Source organism: Pseudomonas sp. BN515 (assembly GCF_029873155.1).
Lineage (GTDB): Bacteria > Pseudomonadota > Gammaproteobacteria > Pseudomonadales > Pseudomonadaceae > Metapseudomonas.
Window position 1 is genome coordinate 34,364 of sequence record NZ_SSOH01000074.1, and the last position, 20,119, is coordinate 54,482.

Annotated in this window: 18 protein-coding genes; 13 read left to right on the plus strand and 5 right to left on the minus strand. The window is 64.9% G+C overall.

The window, feature by feature from the left end:
* Positions 1–93: 93 nt before the first annotated feature.
* Complete coding sequence (locus E8E91_RS20395; RefSeq protein WP_280378283.1) at positions 94–1,302, minus strand: MFS transporter; 1,209 nt, start codon at positions 1,300–1,302, stop codon at positions 94–96.
* Positions 1,303–1,594: 292 nt separating this feature from the next.
* Between E8E91_RS20395 and E8E91_RS20400 the strand changes: the two genes are divergently transcribed.
* The 8 genes from E8E91_RS20400 to E8E91_RS20435 all read left to right on the plus strand — a co-directional run bounded on the left by E8E91_RS20400 (position 1,595) and on the right by E8E91_RS20435 (position 10,829).
* Entirely contained in the window at positions 1,595–4,423 is a 2,829-nt protein-coding gene (locus E8E91_RS20400; protein WP_280378284.1) for a xanthine dehydrogenase family protein molybdopterin-binding subunit, read from the plus strand.
* Positions 4,416–4,955, plus strand: coding sequence for a 2Fe-2S iron-sulfur cluster-binding protein (locus E8E91_RS20405; protein WP_280366837.1), 540 nt, complete (start codon positions 4,416–4,418; stop codon positions 4,953–4,955). Before E8E91_RS20400 ends, E8E91_RS20405 begins: the two co-directional genes overlap by 8 nt.
* Positions 4,956–4,957: 2 nt before the next feature.
* Positions 4,958–6,178, plus strand: coding sequence for a cytochrome c (locus tag E8E91_RS20410; protein WP_280378286.1), 1,221 nt, complete (start codon positions 4,958–4,960; stop codon positions 6,176–6,178).
* Between the two features lie 15 nt (positions 6,179–6,193).
* Positions 6,194–7,165: an XdhC family protein gene (locus E8E91_RS20415; protein WP_280378287.1), complete on the plus strand. Its 972-nt coding sequence runs from the start codon at positions 6,194–6,196 to the stop codon at positions 7,163–7,165.
* Positions 7,166–7,313: 148 nt separating this feature from the next.
* A complete protein-coding gene (locus E8E91_RS20420) occupies positions 7,314–7,883 on the plus strand; it encodes a nucleotidyltransferase family protein (RefSeq protein WP_280378290.1) in 570 nt (189 codons plus the stop codon).
* Between the two features lie 348 nt (positions 7,884–8,231).
* The gene (locus E8E91_RS20425) at positions 8,232–9,668 is read left to right on the plus strand and encodes a cytochrome ubiquinol oxidase subunit I (protein WP_280378292.1); all 1,437 of its coding nucleotides are present in this window, start codon (positions 8,232–8,234) and stop codon (positions 9,666–9,668) included.
* A 2-nt stretch (positions 9,669–9,670) separates the two neighbouring features.
* Positions 9,671–10,678: a cytochrome d ubiquinol oxidase subunit II gene (gene cydB, locus E8E91_RS20430; protein ID WP_280378294.1), complete on the plus strand. Its 1,008-nt coding sequence runs from the start codon at positions 9,671–9,673 to the stop codon at positions 10,676–10,678.
* Positions 10,679–10,688: 10 nt separating this feature from the next.
* The gene (locus E8E91_RS20435) at positions 10,689–10,829 is read left to right on the plus strand and encodes a DUF2474 domain-containing protein (protein ID WP_280378297.1); all 141 of its coding nucleotides are present in this window, start codon (positions 10,689–10,691) and stop codon (positions 10,827–10,829) included.
* A 162-nt stretch (positions 10,830–10,991) separates the two neighbouring features.
* On the opposite strand, the gene E8E91_RS20440 is transcribed toward E8E91_RS20435, so the two are convergent.
* On the minus strand, positions 10,992–12,116 hold the full coding sequence (locus E8E91_RS20440) for a class I SAM-dependent methyltransferase (RefSeq protein WP_280378299.1): 1,125 nt from the start codon (positions 12,114–12,116) through the stop codon (positions 10,992–10,994).
* 83 nt (positions 12,117–12,199) lie between these two features.
* Between E8E91_RS20440 and E8E91_RS20445 the strand changes: the two genes are divergently transcribed.
* Complete coding sequence (locus tag E8E91_RS20445) at positions 12,200–12,976, plus strand: ferredoxin--NADP reductase (protein WP_280378302.1); 777 nt, start codon at positions 12,200–12,202, stop codon at positions 12,974–12,976.
* Between the two features lie 95 nt (positions 12,977–13,071).
* Here the strand turns inward: E8E91_RS20445 and E8E91_RS20450 are convergent, their stop codons facing one another.
* The gene (locus E8E91_RS20450) at positions 13,072–13,317 is read right to left on the minus strand and encodes a cbb3-type cytochrome c oxidase subunit 3 (protein ID WP_280378305.1); all 246 of its coding nucleotides are present in this window, start codon (positions 13,315–13,317) and stop codon (positions 13,072–13,074) included.
* The gene (gene ccoN / locus E8E91_RS20455; protein ID WP_280378307.1) at positions 13,310–14,746 is read right to left on the minus strand and encodes a cytochrome-c oxidase, cbb3-type subunit I; all 1,437 of its coding nucleotides are present in this window, start codon (positions 14,744–14,746) and stop codon (positions 13,310–13,312) included. Before ccoN ends, E8E91_RS20450 begins: the two co-directional genes overlap by 8 nt.
* 306 nt (positions 14,747–15,052) lie before the next feature.
* Here ccoN and E8E91_RS20460 point away from each other — a divergent pair, with 306 nt between their 5' ends.
* The 3 genes from E8E91_RS20460 to E8E91_RS20470 all read left to right on the plus strand — a co-directional run bounded on the left by E8E91_RS20460 (position 15,053) and on the right by E8E91_RS20470 (position 19,028).
* Complete coding sequence (locus tag E8E91_RS20460; RefSeq protein ID WP_280378309.1) at positions 15,053–16,723, plus strand: nitrite/sulfite reductase; 1,671 nt, start codon at positions 15,053–15,055, stop codon at positions 16,721–16,723.
* Positions 16,720–17,196 (plus strand): DUF934 domain-containing protein, encoded by a 477-nt coding sequence (locus E8E91_RS20465; protein ID WP_280378311.1) that lies wholly within the window; start codon positions 16,720–16,722, stop codon positions 17,194–17,196. Before E8E91_RS20460 ends, E8E91_RS20465 begins: the two co-directional genes overlap by 4 nt.
* A 278-nt stretch (positions 17,197–17,474) precedes the next feature.
* Positions 17,475–19,028 carry a TerC family protein gene (locus E8E91_RS20470; RefSeq protein ID WP_280378314.1) on the plus strand — a complete coding sequence of 518 codons (1,554 nt, stop codon included), beginning with the start codon at positions 17,475–17,477 and terminating at the stop codon, positions 19,026–19,028.
* 162 nt (positions 19,029–19,190) lie between these two features.
* Here the strand turns inward: E8E91_RS20470 and mscL are convergent, their stop codons facing one another.
* A complete protein-coding gene (mscL, locus tag E8E91_RS20475; RefSeq protein WP_280378317.1) occupies positions 19,191–19,607 on the minus strand; it encodes a large-conductance mechanosensitive channel protein MscL in 417 nt (138 codons plus the stop codon).
* Between the two features lie 208 nt (positions 19,608–19,815).
* Between mscL and E8E91_RS20480 the strand changes: the two genes are divergently transcribed.
* On the plus strand, positions 19,816–20,061 hold the full coding sequence (locus tag E8E91_RS20480; RefSeq protein ID WP_077525124.1) for a YdcH family protein: 246 nt from the start codon (positions 19,816–19,818) through the stop codon (positions 20,059–20,061).
* Positions 20,062–20,119 lie beyond the last annotated feature (58 nt).

Consider the following 20,119-nt stretch of genomic DNA (forward strand, 5'->3'; position numbering starts at 1 on the left):
CATTTTTGTAGGGGCGAATTCATTCGCCAAGGGCGGCGCAGCTGCCCCGTAGGGTGATGCTTAGCGCAGCGAAGCCCAACGATCACCTGCCCGTCAGTGCAACTTGTCCCGCTTGGCCAGGCTCGGGAACAGCTTCATCCACAACCCGGTCACGATCAGCGTGCCGACGCCGCCCATGACCACTGCCGGAACCGTGCCGAACCAGGCCGCGGTGACGCCGGACTCGAACTCGCCCAGCTGGTTGGAAGCGCCGATGAACAGGCCGTTCACCGCGCTGACCCGGCCGCGCATCTCGTCCGGGGTGTGCAGCTGCACGAAGGCACCACGGATCACCATGCTGATCATGTCGGCCGCGCCGAGCACTGCCAGAACCGCCAGGGAGAACCAGAAGGATGTGGACAGGCCGAAGGCGATGGTCGCCACGCCGAATATGCCCACCGAGGTGAACATGATCCGCCCGACATTGCGTTCGATGGGGAAGCGCGCCAGCCAGAAGGACATCAGCAAGGCGCCGACCGCCGGGGCCGAGCGCAGCAGGCCCAGGCCCCAGGGACCGGTGAGCAGGATGTCCTTGGCGAACACCGGGAGCAGGGCGGTGGCGCCGCCCAGCAGTACGGCGAAGAGATCCAGCGAGATGGCGCCGAGGATGTCCGGGCGGCTGCGGATGAAGCGGATGCCCGCCAGCAGGTTCTCCAGGTTGGCCGGGGCCTTGTTGGCCTGCTGCTGGTTGCTGGAGAGGCCCAGCATCAGGACACAGGCGGCGATATAGAGGATGGCCGTCGGTCCGTACACCCACAGGCTGCCGAAGGCGTAGAGCAGACCACCAAGCGCCGGCGCGACGATGGTGGCCGCCTGCATGGCCGAGGCCGAGGCAGCCACCGCGCGAGGGAACAGCTCCTTGGGCACGACGTTGGGCAGCAGCGCCTGGGTGGCCGGCATCTCGAAGGCGCGCGCGGCGCCGAGGACGAAGGCCATGAGGAAAATCAGTTCGCGGCTGGCGCTGTCGGTGGCGCTGGCAAATACCAATACCCCGGCCACCAGGGCCTGTAGCACCTGGCAGATGGCGGCGACGCGGCGGCGGTCGAAGCGGTCGGCCACATGTCCGGTGTGCAGCATGAACAGGACGCGCGGCAGGAACTCCACCAGCCCCACCAAACCGAGGTCGAGCACGTTGCCGGTGAGCTCGTAGATGTGCCAGCCGATGGCGACGGTGATCATCTGGAAGCCGCTTGCCGTACAGACGCGCGCGAACCAGAAGGCCAGGAAGGGGCGGTGATGACGTAGGAGAAGTGCCTGGGACATGTCCGAAAATGCTTAGGTTGCTATCGGTAGCGCAGCCTAGCACGGTCGCTGAAACATACGGTTGCATTTACCGAACAGAGCGTTCGATCAACGACTGTTCCTCTGAAATTTCTGACCAAAGAGACAGATTTGCCCTTTGTCTCTGTCAATGATTTCGTTAGAATTTGACTCTCAAGTCAGATTAATCCCACCGACTACTCTTCATTATTGCGATCCCTTCTCCCGGATGGGTCGACAACCGTGTTTTGCACAAAGAAAAGGGCCGGCAAACGCCGGTCGATGAGGAACGGGCATGTCCACTCCTGAACTATCCCGCCGCGCCTTCCTGCAAGGCAGCGTCGTCGCCGGTATCGGCATCACTCTCGCGCCGCTCGGCAGCAAGGCCTTCGCCGCGCTGTTCGAAGAACAGGTCACCCGTGGCCCCGAGCCCTGGCACACCGCTGGTGGCCAGGCCCGTGGGCGGATCGACGGCGTCAGCAAGGTCTGCGGCGGCAAGGTGTTCGCCCGCGACATCCGCGCCAAGGACATGCCCGGTTGGCCGCAACAGCAGGGCCACGCGCTGCTGATCAAGGCCACCCGCGCCGATCACCTGTACCAGGGCATCGACCTGTCGATGCTGGGGGATGAGCTGAAGCCCGACCGCGTGGTGACCGCCGCGGACCTGGCGCGGGACGGCATCGCCTTCCCCGAAGGCCATAGCCCGGACCCCTTCCTGCCGGAAGGCCAGGTGCCCATGTTCATCGGCCACCCGGTGGCGCTGCTGATCTGGAAGGATTTCGACCGCTATCGCCGGGCGAAGAACATCCTCAAGTTCAACGAGAAAGTGGTGCGCTACGGTGCCCAGGCCCCGCTGTTCCAGCGTGACCCCTACGGTAGCTTCCGCTTCGTGCGCGTTGGCGGCGCCACGCCGTTCGAGCCGGACACCTTCTCCAGCCTGAAGGACAGCATGCTGTTCCCGCTGATCCGCGAGCGCAAACCCACCTGGGGCGCCGGCAACCCGGCGGGCGACCTGACCGCCCAGGGCATTTACCACGCCGAGCAGATGCAATCGAAACTGGCCAATCCGCCGGAAGGCTGGATGGTCTTCGATGAGCGCTTCAAGACTCAGTCCATCGAGCCCGCCGCCCTGGAAGCGGACAACGGTAACGGCTGGTACGACCCGGCCACTGGCACCCTGCATTTCGTCGTGGCTACCCAGTGCCCCTTCGAAGTGGCCGAGCAGACCGCGCACATGCTGGCGCCGTCCCGCTTCAAGGTGACGAAGCTGAACATGCACCCCGGCTACACCGTGGGTTACGGCTCCAAGGACAACAACATCTTCGTGTTCTACGCCGCCCTGGCCGCCATCTACGGCGACGGCGTGCCGGTGCGCCTGGCCAATGACCGCTACGAGCAGTTCCAGAGCGGCATCAAGCGTCACCCCTTCGACATGCACTACCAGTTGGCGGTGAAGAAGGACGACCTGTCGTTCCAGATCTTCCGCGCCCACATGGATGTCGACGGCGGCGGACGCATCAACTACAGCCCCTCGGTCGCCGCCGTGGGCGCCACCGCCGCGCAGTCCATCTACTACCTGCCGCAGAGTGACCTGGCCGCCACCGCCTACCACTCCCGTGGCGTCGAAGCCGGCTCCATGCGTGGCTACGGCACCCTGCAGACCATGGCCGCCACCGAGATGATGGTGGACGAAGTGGCCCAGCGCCTGGGCGTCGACCCCATCGAGCTGCGCCGCAAGAACGTCTTCAAGTCCGGCATGAAGAACACCCAGGGCGCCATTCCCGCCGGTGCCCTGCGCCTGGAGGAAATCCTCGACAAGGCCGCCCAGCACGACGTCTGGAAAAACCGCGACGCGCGCAAGCGCGAGGAAGAAGCGAAGGATCCGGATAACTACTACGGCGTCGGCTTCGCCATCTGCCAGAAGGACTTCGGCACCGGCTCCGAAGCGCCCATGGCGAGCGTGGAGTTCACTGCCGACGGACGTGTGACGCTGCGCCAGATCGCCATCGACATGGGCACCGGCATGGCCACTTCCCAGGCCCTGCTGGTGGCCGACTACCTGGGCCGCCCGGCGCATGAGATCCGCACCGGCGTCACCGAATGGTCCGAACTGGCCCTGACCACCAGCGGCAACCCCTACCTGATCAGCCAGTCCGAGCAGGACGCCGCGCTGAAGAACCCGCGCTGGGTCGGCAAGTTGGCCTCGCCGTCCTCGGCGACCAACTCGGCCTACTACTCCGGCCACGGCACCCGCGAAGCCGCGCGCATCCTCTTCAACCACGGCCTGTGGCCGGCGGCGCTGGCCATCTGGGGCCGCGGCGAGTTCGGCGGCCTGGCCAACCCTTATGTGGTGCGCCGCGAAGACGCCAACTGGGTCGAAGGCAAACTCACCGCCAACGGCCTGCCGCCGATCCCCTTCGAACTGCTGGCGCACAAGGCCCATGAACTGGGCCTGGTCACTGGCGTCAGCGTCCACGGTTTCAACCGCTGGGCCTGGGCCGAGGGCGAGTTCGAGATCGACGGCAAGCGCGACACCTTCCCGCTGGATGCGGTAGCCGTGAAGTACGGCGACGGCGCGCCCAAGGAGAAGAGGGCGAAGATGACCAGCCACGGCTTCCACCTGCTGGATCGCACTGCCATCAGCTACCCGCCGACCCAGCTGAACAACGCCATGGTCACCTACTACAGCCCGGTCGCCACCCTGGTCGAGGTGAAGGTGAACAAGGGCAGCGGCGAGGCGCGGGTGATCAACCACCATTCCTGGCTGGAGTGCGGCCGGGTCATCGTGCCGGAACTGGTTCGCGGCCAGCTCGAAGGCGGTATCGCCATGGGCATTGGCCACGCATTGATGGAAGAAATGCCGCTGTACGAGGGCGGTCCCGGCGAAGGCACCTGGAACTTCAACCGTTACCAGCTGCCCCGCGCCAAGGACTGCGCAGTCTGGACACAGACCGCTGAAATCCTCCCGCCGTTGTCGCCCAGCGACCCAGCCAAGGGCATTGCCGAAGTGGTGATGATCCCCGTGGTCGGCGCCATCGTGAACGCCGTGGCCCACGCCACCGGCAAGCGCCTGCGCGACCTTCCCCTGACCCCGGCCCGCATCAAGGAGGCCCTCCATGGCTAAGCGCGCCCTCAGCATGACCCTCAACGGCCAGGCCGTCGGTCCCATCACCGTGGACGACGACCTGATGATGATCGAGTTCCTCCACGAATACCTGAACCTCACCGGTTCGCGCCTGGGCTGCGGCCAGGGCGTCTGCCATGCCTGCGTGGCGATCCTCGACAAGCCGGACGGCACCAGCGAGGAAATCCGCACCTGCATCACCGGCGCGCACTTCTTCGACGGCAAGAAGGTGCGTACCGTCGAAGGCCACGCCAAGCGCGATGAAAAGGGCGAAGTGACCGGGCTGAACCCGATCCAGCAGAAATTCATCGACCAGTTCGCCTTCCAGTGCAGCTACTGCACCCCCGGCTACGTCAACGCCGCCACCGTGCTGGTGGAAAAGCTCCAGCGCCAGCCGGTCAAGCGCAGCGAACTGGAAGGGGAGATCGAGCACGCCCTGGGCAACCATATCTGCCGCTGCACCGGCTATGTCCGCTACTACAACGCCGCGCGCGAAGTGGTGGAAGGCCTCGGTCTGGTCAAGGAGGGTTGAGGATGCGCTCGCTTATCCTCGCGGCACTGCTGCTGCCCCTGGCCGTTCAGGCCGCTGAACAACCGGCGGACAAGGCGCTGATCGAGCGCGGCAAGTACCTGGCCCGCGCCGCCGACTGCGTGGCCTGTCACAGCATCGAAGGCGGCGCCGAGTACGCCGGCGGCCTGCCGCTGGTGTCGCCGTTCGGCACCATCTATGGCACCAACATCACCCCGGACAAGGAGCACGGCATCGGCCACTACAGCGCCGATGAGTTCTTCAAGGCGGTGACCCAGGGTGAGCGCAGGGACGGCGGCAAGCTGTACCCGGCCATGCCCTACACCTCCTACCACCTGCTCAAGCGCGAAGACTCCGACGCCATCTACGCCTACCTGATGAGCCTGGAGCCCATCGCCAAGCCGAGCCCGAAGACCGACCTGGCCTTCCCGTTCAACGTGCGCTTCGGCATGACGTTCTGGAACATGCTGTACAAGAACCGCGTGCAGCTCGAAGCGGCCGATGGCAAGGGCGAGGAATGGCAGCGTGGCCAGTACCTGGTGGAAGTGCTCGGCCACTGCGGCGAGTGCCACACCCCGCGCAACGCCGTCGGCGCCCTGCAGCAGGACCTGCGCATGACCGGTGGGGTGATCCTCGGCTACGAGGCACCCAGCCTGTTGGCCAAGGACCTGGCCGAGCGCGGCTGGACCACTGACGACCTGTCGACCTTCCTCAAGCACGGCATCAGCGACCAGGGCTCGGTGTTCAACGAGATGTACCCGGTGCTGCACCACAGCACTCAGTACCTGCCCCAGGACGACCATCGCGCCATGGCCACCTACCTGTTGGGTGAGCAGGCGCCGGAACCGCGCAAGATCGTTGCCGTGGCCGAGACCCAGCTGGGCGAAAGCGCAGCCCGTGGCCGCCAGCAGTACCTCAACGTCTGCGCCGGCTGTCATGGCGTGGAAGGCGAGGGCGTGCCCCACGTGGCGGTCGCCATGAACGGCAACACCACACTGCGCCTGGCCGACTCCCGCAACCTGCTGCGGGTGATCGACGACGGCATCCGCGCGCAGCAGTTCACCGGTTTCGAACGGATGCAGCCAATGCCGGGCTTCAGGGATAAACTCGACGACGGCCAGCTGCGCGACCTGCTCAACTACCTGCGTCAGACCTGGGGTGGTCTCGACGGTGAGGTGGGCCCCGAGCGGGTAGCGGAATTGCGCAGCGAAGCCCCGTCCCACTGATAACGGTATCCCTCGATGCAACACCTCGACCTGCTGGTGGTGCGCAAGGCCCTGGAGTGGTCCGCTTCCGGCCAGCGCGTGTGGCTCTGTACCGTCCTTGCCACGTACGGCTCGGCGCCCCGCGCGCCGGGCTCGCTGCTGGCGGCTACCGCTGATGGGCACTGGATAGGCTCGCTGTCCGGCGGTTGCGTGGAGGATGACTTCCTAGAACGTCTGGCCGCCGGCGCTTTCCCCGAACCGGTGCAATTGGTGCGTTACGGCGATGGCAGCGACACCCATTCGTCGATTCGCCTGCCCTGCGGCGGCATCCTCGATGTGCTGGTGGAAAACCTGCCCTCCGATTGCGATGTCCAGGCCCACTTGCGCGAACTGGAAAGCGCCCTGGCGGGCCAGCGCCGGCTGATCCGCGAGGTGTCCGTGCCCGACGGCGCCCGGCGTCTGCTGCCCGACCGCGATCACGGCCCCCGGGTCGAGCGCGAGGACAGGCTGCTGCGCCTGCGCGTCGGCGCTGCCCAGCGGCTGCTGTTGGCGGGGTATTCCACTGTCGCCCAGGTGTGCGCCGAGTTCGGCCAGAGCCTGGGTTTCGAGGTGGTGCTCTGCGACCCGCGTGACGAAGCCCTGCAAGGCGTCGAGCTGCCAGGTGTGGAAATCCGCCGCGAACTGCCCTCGGAGTTCATCCGCCTGGGCGGCTGCCATGCAGACACTGCCGTGGTCGCCCTGACCCACGATCCGAAGATCGACGACCTGGCGATGATCGAAGCAGTGCGTACTGAAGCCTTCTACATCGGCGTGATGGGCTCCATGGCAACCAGCACCAAGCGCATGGAACGCCTGCGTCGGGTGGGTGGCCTGAACGAGGCGGAAATCGCCCGCATCATCGCCCCCATCGGCCTCAACCTGGGCAGCAAGACCCCGTCCGAAATCGCCCTGGCGGTTCTCGCGGATATCCTGCGGGTGCGCAATGGGATTGCGCGGGAAAGGGTTTGATTAGATTGCCTTCCCTTTGTGGGAGCGAATTCATTCGCGAATGGGCTGCGCAGCAGTCCCGATCGTTCGGAATCGGCAGGCCTGCGGCCTGCTTCGCGAATGAATTCGCTCCTACAGGGGGGCCGTGATCGCCACTTGGAGATGAAGGATGCCCACCGTCCCCGCCCTGATCCTCGCCGCCGGCTTCGGCTCCCGCTTCGGCAGCGACAAGCGCCGCGCCACCCTGGCTGATGGCCGCACCCTGCTGGCAGCCAGCCTTGCGCGGGCCCAGGCGGTGTTCGACGAGGTGCATCTGGTGCTGCGCCCGGAGGACGACCCGGCTGCATTGGGGCTGCCGGAAGGCTGCAACATCATCCTCTGCGAAGACGCCGGCCAGGGCATGGGCCATAGCCTGGCGGCCGGAGCGCGGGCACTGGCCGTGGGGGAAGGGGAGGCCATCGCCGTGCTGCTGGGCGACATGCCCTGGATCGCCGAGTCCAGCCTGCGCGCCCTGATTGCCAAGGCGGCGCCGAGCCGCATCGTCTTCCCCGTCCATCACGATGAGCGTGGCCATCCGGTGCTGTTCGGACGGGACTTCTGGTCCGAATTGCAGACGCTTACCGGCGACGAAGGCGCGCGCCGTGTCCTGCGCGCCCACGCTTCCGCCTGGGTTGCGGTGGGCGTCGACGATCCGGGCGTTCTGCGCGATGTGGACAGCCCCGAGGCAATCCAACCGTAGGTTGCGGCAGAGCGCAGCGAAGCCCAACGATTCCCGGTGAGTCCGCATGTTGGGCTTCGCTTCGCTCAGCGCCAACCTACACAACCCCTGCCCACCTCATGCGGCGCGCAGCCGCGCGGCAACCTGTCGCGCGGCAACGAACCACAGCTTCCAAAATGCCTTGACCGGCTAATCTCTATGCATTGCTTGATCCGCGTCAAAACCCCAGACGCGGGTTTGTGAAGGGCCGACCTGGCCCACATCCAGTCGCACCAGCCTCCACAAGAACAATTCGGCTCGGCCTGGCTCCAGTACCCAAAGGAGTCGCGCGGGGTCTTTGCCTGTATCAACCTGATTAGAGGATTCGCCATGTTCGGATTGGAGGCTCTCGATCTCGCCCGAATGCAGTTCGCCTTCACCGTGTCCTTCCACATCATCTTTCCGGCCATCACCATTGGCCTGGCGAGCTACCTCGCTGTGCTGGAAGGCCTGTGGCTGAAGACGGGACAGGGGGTCTATCGCGACCTCTACCACTTCTGGTCGAAGATTTTCGCCGTGAACTTCGGCATGGGCGTGGTATCCGGCCTGGTCATGGCCTACCAGTTCGGCACCAACTGGAGCGCCTTCTCCGACTTCGCCGGCTCCGTCACCGGGCCGCTGCTCACCTACGAGGTGCTCACCGCCTTCTTCCTCGAAGCCGGCTTCCTCGGCGTGATGCTGTTCGGCTGGAGCCGCGTCGGCCCTGGTCTGCACTTCTTCGCCACGGTGATGGTGGCCATCGGCACCATCATCTCCACCTTCTGGATCCTCGCCTCCAACAGCTGGATGCAGACCCCGCAAGGCTTCGAGATCATCGATGGCCGTGTGGTGCCGGTGGACTGGCTGGCGGTGATCTTCAACCCGTCCTTCCCTTACCGCCTGCTGCACATGGCCACCGCCGCCTTCCTCGCCACCGCCTTCTTCGTTGGCGCCTCGGCGGCCTGGCACCTGCTGCGCGGCCGTGACAACCCGGCGATCCGCAAGATGCTCTCCATGGCCATGTGGATGGCGCTGCTGGTGGCCCCGGTACAGGCCTTCATCGGCGACCTGCACGGCCTGAACACCCTCAAGCACCAGCCGGTGAAGATCGCCGCGATGGAAGGCCACTGGGACAACAGCAGTGGCGAAGCCACCCCGCTGATCCTCTTCGGCTGGCCGGACATGGAGCGCGAGGAAACCCGCTTCAAGGTGGAGATTCCCTACCTCGGCAGCATCATCCTGACCCACAGCCTGGACAAGCAGGTGCCGGCGCTGAAGGACTTCCCCAAGGAAGACCGCCCCAATTCCACGGTGGTGTTCTGGTCGTTCCGCATCATGGTCGCCCTGGGGATGCTGATGATCCTGGTAGGCGTCTGGAGCCTCTGGCTGCGCTGGCGCGGCGGGCTGTTCCGCTCGCGGCCGTTCCTCTACCTGTGCCTGTGGATGGGGCCGTCCGGATTGATCGCCATCCTGGCCGGCTGGTTCACCACTGAAATGGGCCGCCAACCCTGGGTGGTCTATGGCCTGATGCGCACGGCTGACGCGGTATCCAACCACAGCGTGGCGCAGATGAGCCTGACCCTGGTGAGCTTCGTGGTGGTGTATTTCGTGCTCTTCGGCACGGGGATCGGCTACATGATGCGCCTGGTGCGCAAGGGCCCGGTCACCCATGAAGGCAAGGAACTGGCTGGCGGCCCTGGCCAGCACCGCACCCCTGCACGCCCGCTCTCGGCGACCGAAGAGGGCATGGACGATGACGACAACGCTGCAACCCTGCCGAGGACCTGAACATGGGCGTCGACCTTTCTCTGATCTGGGCCATCATCATCATCTTCGGCGTGATGATGTATGTGGTGATGGACGGTTTCGACCTCGGAATCGGCATCCTCTTCCCCTTCGTCAAGGATGACCAGGAGCGCGACGTGATGATGAACACCGTCGCGCCGGTCTGGGACGGCAACGAAACCTGGCTGATCCTCGGAGGGGCCGGCCTGTTCGGTGCCTTCCCACTGGCTTACTCGGTGGTGCTTTCCGCGCTCTACCTGCCGCTGATCCTGATGCTGCTGGGGCTGATCTTCCGGGGTGTGGCCTTCGAGTTCCGCTTCAAGGCCCGTCCGGCCAAGCGCCACCTGTGGGACAAGGCCTTCATTGGCGGTTCCATCGCCGCGACCTTCTTCCAGGGCGTGGCCCTGGGCGCCTTCATCGAAGGTATTCCGGTGGTGGACCGCACCTTTGCGGGTGGTTCGCTGGACTGGCTGGCGCCGTTCCCGCTGTTCTGCGGCCTGGGCCTGATCGCCGCCTACGCGCTGCTGGGCTGCACCTGGCTGATCATGAAGACCGAAGGCCGCTTGCAGCAGCAGATGCACGACCTGGCGCGTCCGCTGGTGCTGGTGCTGCTGGGCATCACCGGTATCGTCAGCATCTGGACCCCGCTGGCCCATGAGGAAATCGCCACGCGCTGGTTCAGCCTGCCCAACCTGTTCTGGTTCATGCCGGTACCGATCCTGGTGCTGATCTGCACCTGGGCGCTGCTGCGCGCGGTGGCCAACAACGCCCACCATGCGCCGTTCGTGTTGACCCTGGTGCTGATCTTCCTCGGCTACAGCGGCTTAGGCATCAGCATCTGGCCCAACGTGATCCCGCCGTCCATTTCCATCTGGGACGCCGCGGCCCCGCCGCAGAGCCAGGGCTTCATGCTGGTGGGCGCGCTGTTCATCATTCCCTTCATCCTGATGTACACCGCGTGGAGCTACTACGTGTTCCGCGGCAAGGTGCGTGTGGAAGATGGCTACCACTAGGAGCACGGCGATGGGCGAATCCGAGAAGAAGCCCCTGTGGCAGCGCCTGGGCTGGCTGGTGGGCATCTGGGCCCTCAGCGTGCTGGCCCTGGGCGCGATGGCCTACCTGCTGCGGATGTTCATGGCGGCGGCGGGGTTGAGTACGCACTGAGGGGAGTCCGAGCGGCGTTCAACTGCCCTCATCCGAACGCGGCCCGCCCCGGCCCCTCTCCCGAAGGGAGAGGGGTGACGCACCCTGACAACCCTCTGCACGGATGGCTCCCTCTCCCTCTGGGAGAGGGCTGGGGTGAGGGTAGTCAGGCCCCGCGCGGAGTCATTTGCTCGCTTTGAGCACCACGAACTTCGGCGTCGCCGCCACCTGCTCCACGCCCCGGAACAGGCGCTTGAGCTTGGCGTGGTAGCCCAGGTGACGGTTGCCCACGATCCACAGCTCGCCCCCCTTCACCAGCGCATTGCGCGCCTGCACGAACATGCGCCAGGCGAGGAAGTCGCCCACCACCTGCTGTTGGTGGAAGGGCGGGTTGCATAGCACCAGGTCCAGCGAATCCGCTGGCTGTTCGGCCAGGCCGTCGCCGGCACGGATATCCGCCGGGCGTTCGCCCAGGGCTGCGCGCCAGTTTTCCTGCGCCGATTGCACCGCCATGTAGGACTCATCCACCAATGTCATCTGCGACTGCGGGTTGGCCAGGGCGTAGACGATGCCGAGCACGCCATTGCCGCAGCCCAGGTCCGCCGCGCGGACATCCGCCAGGCTGCGCGGCAGGTGCGAGAGAAAGGCGCGGGTGCCGATGTCCAGCCCGTCGCGGCAGAACACGTTGGCGTGATTCACCAGCGTCAGGCGCGGTTGATCCAGCTGGTAGCGCGTGGGGTAGGGCGAGGCGATGGCCGGCTTCTGTTCGGGGGTGGCGATCAGCAGGCGGGCTTTCTTCACCGCCAGGGAGGGCTGCATCGGGCCGACGTACTTGGCCAGCAGGTCACCGGCAGCGTGGGGCAGGTGCTTGACCATGCCAGCGGCGACCACAGTAGCGCCTGGAGCCAGTTGGCCGTGCAGGCGGATCAGTTGTTCCTCCAGCAGTGCCAGGGTCTTGGGCACGCGGATCAGTACCCGGTCGAACGGACCAATGGCCGCTTCACTGGCAGGAACGAAACGTACGCCACCGACATCCAGTTCATTGCGCGCCAGATTGCGTTGCAGGGCGATATGACCGAGGTGGGAATCGCCGCTGCTGGTGACCTGGGCGTGGGGCGCGAGGCTGGCCGCCAGCGCGCCGAAGCTGTCGTTCAGTACCAGGATGCGTGTATCGGCCGTGATGCCTTGCTCATGGAGGTGATTGAGCAGGTATTCGTCGGCGGCATCGAAGGCCTGCAGCGGGTCATCCTGCTGCTCGGGCTGGCGAACGAGGTCGAGCTGGGCGAAAGGCGTAGCAAATATAGGCATAAGAACCGGCGGTGTTTCTGAAGGCCGCTTTGCGAGACACTGGGGCGGTCTTCGAACGAATCGGAAATGAGTGGGAGCGGAGTATGACCGCCAGCGAAGAGAAGTTCACCCGTCAGACCCTGCTGGAAGTAGAGACCCTGACGCCCAGCCTGTTCACCCTGCGCACCACCCGCGACGCGGGCTACCGCTTCCGCGCTGGCCAGTTCGCCCGCCTGGGGGTGACCAAGCCCGACGGCAGCACCGTCTGGCGCGCCTATTCCATGGTGTCGGCGCCCCATGACGAGTATCTGGAGTTCTTTTCCATCGTCGTGCCGGGGGGCGAATTCACCAGTGAGCTGTCACGCCTCGCGGTCGGCGACACCCTGATGGTGGACAAGACGTCCTTTGGCTTCCTCACCCTCGACCGCTTCGTCGATGGCCGCGACCTCTGGCTGCTGGCCACCGGCACCGGCCTGGCGCCCTTCCTGTCGATCCTCCAGGACCTGGAAGTCTGGCAGCGTTTCGAACGCATCATCCTGGTCTACAGCGTGCGCCAGGCCGCCGAACTGGCCTATCAACCGCTGATCGATGACCTGAAGAACCGCGACTACCTGGAAGGCGTGGCCGACAAGCTGCTGTACATCCCCGTGGTGACCCGCGAGGAAGTGCCCGGCGCGCTGCATGGGCGCATCACCACGCTGATCGAGAATGGTGAGCTGGAACGCGCCGCCGGCCTTGAACTGCTCCCGGAACATAGCCGTGTGATGCTCTGCGGCAACCCGCAGATGATCGACGACACCCGTGCCGTGCTGAAGAAGCGCGACATGAACCTCAGCCTGACCCGCCGGCCGGGGCAGGTGGCGGTGGAGAACTACTGGTAGAAAAGCATCGCGAATGAATTCGCTCCCACAGGGCACCGATTGCCTTTCAGTGTGGGAGCGAATTCATTCGCGAAAGGACTGCTTAGCAGCCCGATTCAAGCCTCGATATCCACGCGACTCGCACACCCCCCATCACACCGCCCCGGACAGCCGCACCCCGTGCTGCTGCGCCCAGTGGCGCGCTCCATGCGTCGGGCCACGGGTTCGTCGTCGGCGAAGGGCAGCATGGTGGCTTCTTCGATCTGACGCTGGCTCCTGCCACCCAGGCAGGCCTGGGTGGCGAGGTAGAAGAAGGTCAGCGCGGCCAGGCTGAGCAGGGCGTAGGCGCTCTCGTTATCCATGGGCCACCGCCTGCGGTACTGCTTCGGTGGTACGGGCATCGCCAACGCGAATCGTGCGCCAGGTGTTCCAGGCCATCAGCAGCATGCCAGTGACGAAGAAGATGCCGCCCACCATGCGCACCACGAAGCCGGGATGGCTGGCTTCCAGGGCTTCGACGAAGGAGTAGGTGAGGGTGCCGTCCTCGTTGACCGCGCGCCACATCAGGCCCTGGGTGATGCCGTTGACCCACATGGAGGCGATGTAGAGCACGGTGCCGATGGTGGCCAGCCAGAAGTGCGCATTGATCAGGCCGATGCTGTGCATCTGGGCGCGGCCATAGAGGCGCGGGATCAGGTGGTAGAGCGAGCCGATGGTGATCATCGCCACCCAGCCGAGCGCCCCGGCGTGCACGTGGCCGATGGTCCAGTCGGTGTAGTGGGACAGCGCGTTGACGGTCTTGATGGCCATCATCGGGCCTTCGAAGGTGCTCATGCCGTAGAAGGCCAGGGACACCACGAGGAAGCGCAGGATCGGGTCGTCGCGCAGCTTATGCCAGGCCCCGGAGAGGGTCATCATGCCGTTGATCATGCCGCCCCAGGATGGCGCCAGCAGGATGATCGACATCACCATGCCGAGGGACTGGGCCCAGTCGGGCAGGGCGGTGTAGTGCAGGTGATGCGGACCGGCCCAGATGTACAGGGTGATCAGCGCCCAGAAGTGCACGATGGACAGCCGGTAGGAGTACACCGGGCGCCCGGCCTGCTTGGGGATGAAGTAGTACATCATCCCGAGGAAGCCGGTGGTCAGGAAGAAGCCCACGGCGTTGTGGCCGTACCACCACTGCACCATCGCGTCGGTGGCGCCGGAATAGACCGAGTACGACTTGAACCAGCTCACCGGAATGGCCATGTGGTTGACGATGTGCAGCATCGCAGTGACCACGATGAAGGCGCCGAAGAACCAGTTGCCCACATAGATGTGTTTGGTCTTGCGCTTCATCACCGTGCCGAAGAACACCACCGCGTAGGCGATCCAGACGATGCCCATCCACACCGCGCCGGTGAACTCCACCTCGGCATATTCCTTGGTGGTGGTCAGGCCCTGGGGCAGGGTCACCAGCAGGATCACCACCAGTGCCTGCCAGCCCCAGAAGGTGAAGGCGGCAAGCCCGCCACCGAACAGCCGTGCCTGGCAGGTGCGTTGCACCGTGTAGTAGCTGGTGGCGAACAGCGCGCTGCCGCCGAAGGCGAAGATCACCAGGTTGGTGTGCAGCGGGCGCAGGCGGCCGAAGCTGGTCCAGGGCAGGTCGAGGTTCAGCGCCGGCCAGACGAGCTGGGCGGCGATGAACACCCCCATGCCCATGCCGACGATGCCCCAGACGAGCGTCATCAGGGCGAACTGGCGAACCACCTTGTAGTCGTAGGTCGGTTCCGGGATTGCGGTGTTCATGTGCGGGCCTTTCGGTTGGGAAGACTGAGCGGCGCCATTCTGGAAATCCCGACGACGGGGAAACAGACTCAGATAAACCCGCTTTTTAGAGCTCAGATTGAGAGTGTCCTTCCAAGCGAACCGCTGCTATCCCTGTAGGAGCGAGCTCTGCTCGCGAAGGGCCGGTTCGCGAGCAGAGCTCGCTCCTACGGAGGTTGAGTCCCAGGTTCATCTGATATGGTTTTTGCGGATAAATCTGGCGCTGTTTCCTGCTGCAGAGCGTAGCCATAGTGAAGGCCCCCGCCCGCCTTGCTGGAGCCCGCTTGCATGTACCACTACGACGACTACGACCGCGCCCTGGTGCAGGAGCGCGTGGCGCAATTCCGCGACCAGGTGGCGCGGCGCATCAGCGGCGAGCTGAGCGAGGAAGAGTTCCTGCCGCTGCGCCTGCAGAACGGCCTCTACATGCAGAAGCACGCCTACATGCTGCGGGTCGCCATTCCCTACGGCACCCTGTCGTCGAACCAGCTGCGTTGCCTGGCGCACATCGCCCGCGCGCACGACCGCGGCTACGGTCACTTCACCACGCGGCAGAACATCCAGTTCAACTGGATCGAACTCGCTGAAGTCCCGGACATCCTGCAGCAGCTGGCCGAGGTGGAGATGCACGCCATCCAGACCTCCGGCAACTGCGTACGCAACATCACCACCGAGGCCTTTGCCGGGGTGGCTGCCGACGAACTGCTGGACCCGCGCCCGCTGGCGGAAATCCTTCGCCAGTGGTCCACCATCAACCCGGAATTCCTCTTCCTGCCGCGCAAATTCAAGATCGCCCTCTGCGCCGCCGAGGAAGACCGTGCCGCCGTGCAGATGCACGACATCGGCCTTTACCTGTACCGCGACGACGCTGGCGAAATGCGCCTGCGGGTGATGGTGGGCGGTGGGCTTGGGCGCACGCCGATCCTCAGCCAACAGATCCGCGACGGCCTGCACTGGCGCCACCTGCTGTCCTATGTCGAGGCCATCCTGCGGGTCTACAACCGCCACGGGCGGCGCGATAACAAGTACAAGGCGCGGATCAAGATTCTGGTGAAGGCGCTCGGCATCGACGCGTTCGCCCGCGAGGTGGAAGCCGAGTGGCAGCACCTGAAGGATGGTCCCGCCGAATTGACCGAGGACGAGTACCAGCGGGTCGCCGTCAGCTTCGATGCGCCGTCCTATGCCCATCTCGATGACGCCGATCTCGGCTTCGGCACTCACCTGGCGCGGGACCCGGCCTTCGCTCGCTGGTGCGCGCGGAACCTGCAGCCGCACAAGGTGCCGGGCTACGCCGCTGTGGTGCTGTCCACCAAGCCGGGGCCGGACGCGCCGCCCGGTGACGTCACCGCCGCGCAGATGGACGCGGTGGCCGACTGGGCCGAGCGCTTCGGCTTCGGTGAAATCCGCATCGCCCACGAACAGAACCTGGTGCTGCCCGACGTACGCAAGGCCGATCTGCACGCGCTCTGGCTGCTAGCCCGCGAACAGGGCCTGGCGACCGCCAACATCGGCCTGCTCACCGACATCATCGCCTGCCCTGGGGGCGACTACTGCTCCCTGGCCAACGCCAAGTCCATCCCCATCGCCCAGGCCATCCAGGCTCGCTTCCCCGATCCGGCGGCGCTCCAGGACCTGGGCGAGCTTAGCCTGAATATCTCCGGCTGCATGAACGCCTGCGGCCACCACCACATCGGCAATATCGGCATCCTCGGCGTGGATAAGGGTGGCAGTGAGTGGTACCAGATCACCCTCGGTGGCGCCCAGGGCATGCAGAGCGAGCTGGGCAAGGTGATCGGCCCGTCGTTCAGTGCCGACGAAGTCCCGGATGTGATCGAAAAGGTGGTGGCGACCTTCCGCGACTACCGCGAGCCGGAGGAGCGCTTCGTCGACACGGTGCGCCGTATCGGTCTGGAGCCCTTCAAGGAGCGGGTCTACGCCAAGGCGGAGGTGCCGGCATGAATAACCTGATCAAGCTAGTGGACGGTGAAGCTCACTTGGTGGATGACCCCTGGACTCTCGTACGCGAGACGGGCGAATCCCTGCCAGATGGACGACTGATCTTGCCGCTGGCGCTCTGGCGCGAGCGCGATGGACGCGATGGCCTGTTGCTGCAACCGGATGATGAAGTGGAACCGCTGGCGCCGTTGGCCGACGATCTGCCGCTTATTGCGGTGGACTTTCCGAGCTTCCGCGATGGTCGCGGCTATAGCCAGGCCTACCTGTTGCGCACCCGACTGGGCTGGGGTGGCGAGCTGCGTGCGGTGGGGGATGTGCTGCGGGACCAACTCAGCCACATGCGCCAGTGCGGCTTCGATGCCTTTGCCGTGCGCGAGGACAAATCCGCCGAGGATGCGTTGAAAGGATTGATGGGTTTGAGCGTGCTCTATGGGCGTTCGGCAATAGAGCCAAGGCCCCTGTTTCGTAGGCGCTGAGAGATTTCGTACATGAACGGTAAAAATTCCTCGCTTAATGCGCGGGATTTTCTGACCTAGCATTCGCAGTTCGTTTATCCGAACTGGAAACCAATGGACAGCGACAGTAGTTGTAAGCCGCCCCCTGCGACCCTGGGAGCGGCCTCCCTCCCCACCGGCGTTCCCGCACGCCAGATCGAATTGCAGCTTCCTGCTGCCTACGCTTCGTGCATGTCGATGCAACGCCAGCAGGCGTGGTTTGTGCCTGCCCGTGAACTTCTCCCGAGAGCTTGATCCCTATGGAATGGATACTTGATCCCACGGCCTGGCTTGGCCTGCTGACCCTTATCGTCCTGGAGATCGTCCTCGGCATCGACAACCTGGTGTTCATCGCCATCCTGGCCGACAAGCTGCCGCCCCATCAGCGGGACCGCGCGCGTCTGATCGGCCTGTCGCTGGCGCTGATCATGCGCCTGGGCCTGCTGGCGAGCATTTCCTGGCTGGTCACCCTCACCACGCCGCTGTTCGAAGTGTTCGACAAGAGCTTCTCCGGCCGTGACCTGATCATGCTGTTCGGTGGTGTGTTCCTGTTGTTCAAGGCCACCATGGAATTGCATGAGCGCCTGGAAGGCCGGGTTCACAGCCAGGGTGGCAGCCGCACCTATGCCCTGTTCTGGCCGGTGGTGGCGCAGATCGTGGTGCTGGACGCGGTGTTCTCCCTGGACGCGGTGATTACCGCCGTGGGCATGGTGGAGCATCTGGAAGTGATGATGATCGCCGTGGTCGTGTCCATCGGCCTGATGATCATCGCCAGCAAGCCGCTGACCGCCTTCGTCAACGCTCACCCGACGGTGATCATGCTGTGTCTGGGCTTCCTGATGATGATCGGTTTCAGCCTGACCGCCGAAGGCCTGGGCTTCCACATCCCGAAAGGCTACCTGTACGCCGCGATCGGCTTCTCGTTGCTGATCGAGGCCGCCAACCAACTGGTGCGCTGGCGCCGCAAGCGCCAGCTCCAGGGCGACCGCAGCGTGCGTGAGCGCACTGCCCACGCGGTGCTGCGCCTGCTGGGCGGCCGTGGTGTGGAGGCCGAAGAGGTGGGCGAGGAAATCGCCGACCTGGTGGGCGCTGACGATGCTGGCAAGGTGCCCTTCGACCGCCGCGAACGGATCATGATCAGTGGTGTGTTGGGGCTGGCGGAACGCCCGATCCGCACCCTGATGACCAATCGCAGTGAGGTGGAGCGCGTCGACCTCGACGAACCCCGCGAGGTCATCTGCGACGCCCTGCTGCGCTCGCCTCACTCGCGACTGCTGGTGATCCGTGGTGGCAACGTGGACGAGCCGCTGGGCTACGTGCACAAGAAGGAGCTGCTGCGCGAGCTGCTGCAGGGCCAGGACCCGGATTTCGAGCAGGTGCTGCGGGTTCCTCCGAATCTGCCGGATAGCGCGTCGGTGCTGGGCGCCCTGGAGGAAATGCGCAAGGCCTCCACCCACGTGGCCTTCGTGGTCAACGAGTTCGGCGGTTTCGAGGGTCTGCTGACCATGACCGACATACTCGAGTCCATCGCCGGTGAACTGCCCGACGCCAGCGAGGTGGATGGGCTGGATATCGAGCCGTGCGACGGTGGCTGGAAGGTCAGCGGTGCTGTGAACCTGAGTCTTCTGGGCGAGCGCCTGGGCTTTTCCGCCAAGCCCGGCGAGGACTATCAGACCCTCGCCGGCCTGGCCATGAGCCTGCTGGACCGCTTGCCGGTGAGGGGCGATGCCCTGGAAGTGGAGGGCTGGCAGCTGGAGGTGATCGAAGTGAAGGAAAGGCGGGTCAATCGCCTGTTCCTGAAGCCGATGGCGTAGGTCGGGAAGGCCTTGTAGGGGCGAATTCATTCGCCAAGCGGACCGCAGGTCCGCCCTGCATGTCCGGTGGCCGCTGCGCGGCCCATGGCGAATGAATTCGCCCCTACAGGTAAAGGCAAAAACGGCGCCGATGAGGCGCCGTTGTAATTTTTGCGATGCCCGTCAGGGCTGCCTGTCCTGCTGCGATTTCAGCAGGTCGCGGATCTCGGTCAGCAGTTCCTGGTCCTTGGTGGGTGCCGGCGGTGCTTCCGGGGCGGCGGCCTCTTCACGCTTGAGCTTGTTGATCGCCTTGACCCCCATGAAGATCGCGAAGGCCACGATCACGAAGTCCAGAATCGTCTGGATGAACTTGCCATAGGCCAGCACCACGGCCGGAATGTCGCCCTCGGCGGCCTTGAGGGTGATGGCCAGGTCGGAGAAGTCCACCCCGCCGATCAGCAGGCCAATGGGCGGCATGATCACATCGCCCACGAAGGACGAGACGATCTTGCCGAAGGCGGCACCAATGATGATGCCCACGGCCATGTCGACCACGTTGCCCTTGACGGCGAAGGCTTTGAATTCGTTGAGCAGGCTCATGTTCACTCCCTGAGGTTCTGGTTTTAAGGCTGAAGTGTAATTCAGCGGGTCGAGGCTGCCAGTGGCGGTCACCTCCTTGTGCGGGCACACATGCTAGGGCCCGGCATGGCCAGTGCCAAGCCTGCGGTGTGTTTCCGTCAGGCGGCGCTTTCCGCCGCTGGACACTGGTCTAGCCTGAGAGTGAGGCTGCAAGAGGAGGGTCGCTGCCATGCCACTAGAACATCACCCGCTCAACCGTGAATTCCCGGAGTTCAAGGACACCATGCGCGCACTGCTGCAAAGCGATGCGCACTTTGCCCGGTTGGCGGGGGAGTACCAGGATCTGGATTCGCAAATCTACGAAGTCGAGGACGGCAACAAGGCCCTCGATGACAGCGCCCTGCACGGTTTGAAGGTGCAAAGGGTCGCCTTGAAAGATGAAATCGCCCGAATGCTCAGGAGCGCCAAGGGCTGACGCCTTGATTTGATCGGGGTCAACAGGGCTGGACGAGCAGGGGCATAGGCTGGGCACC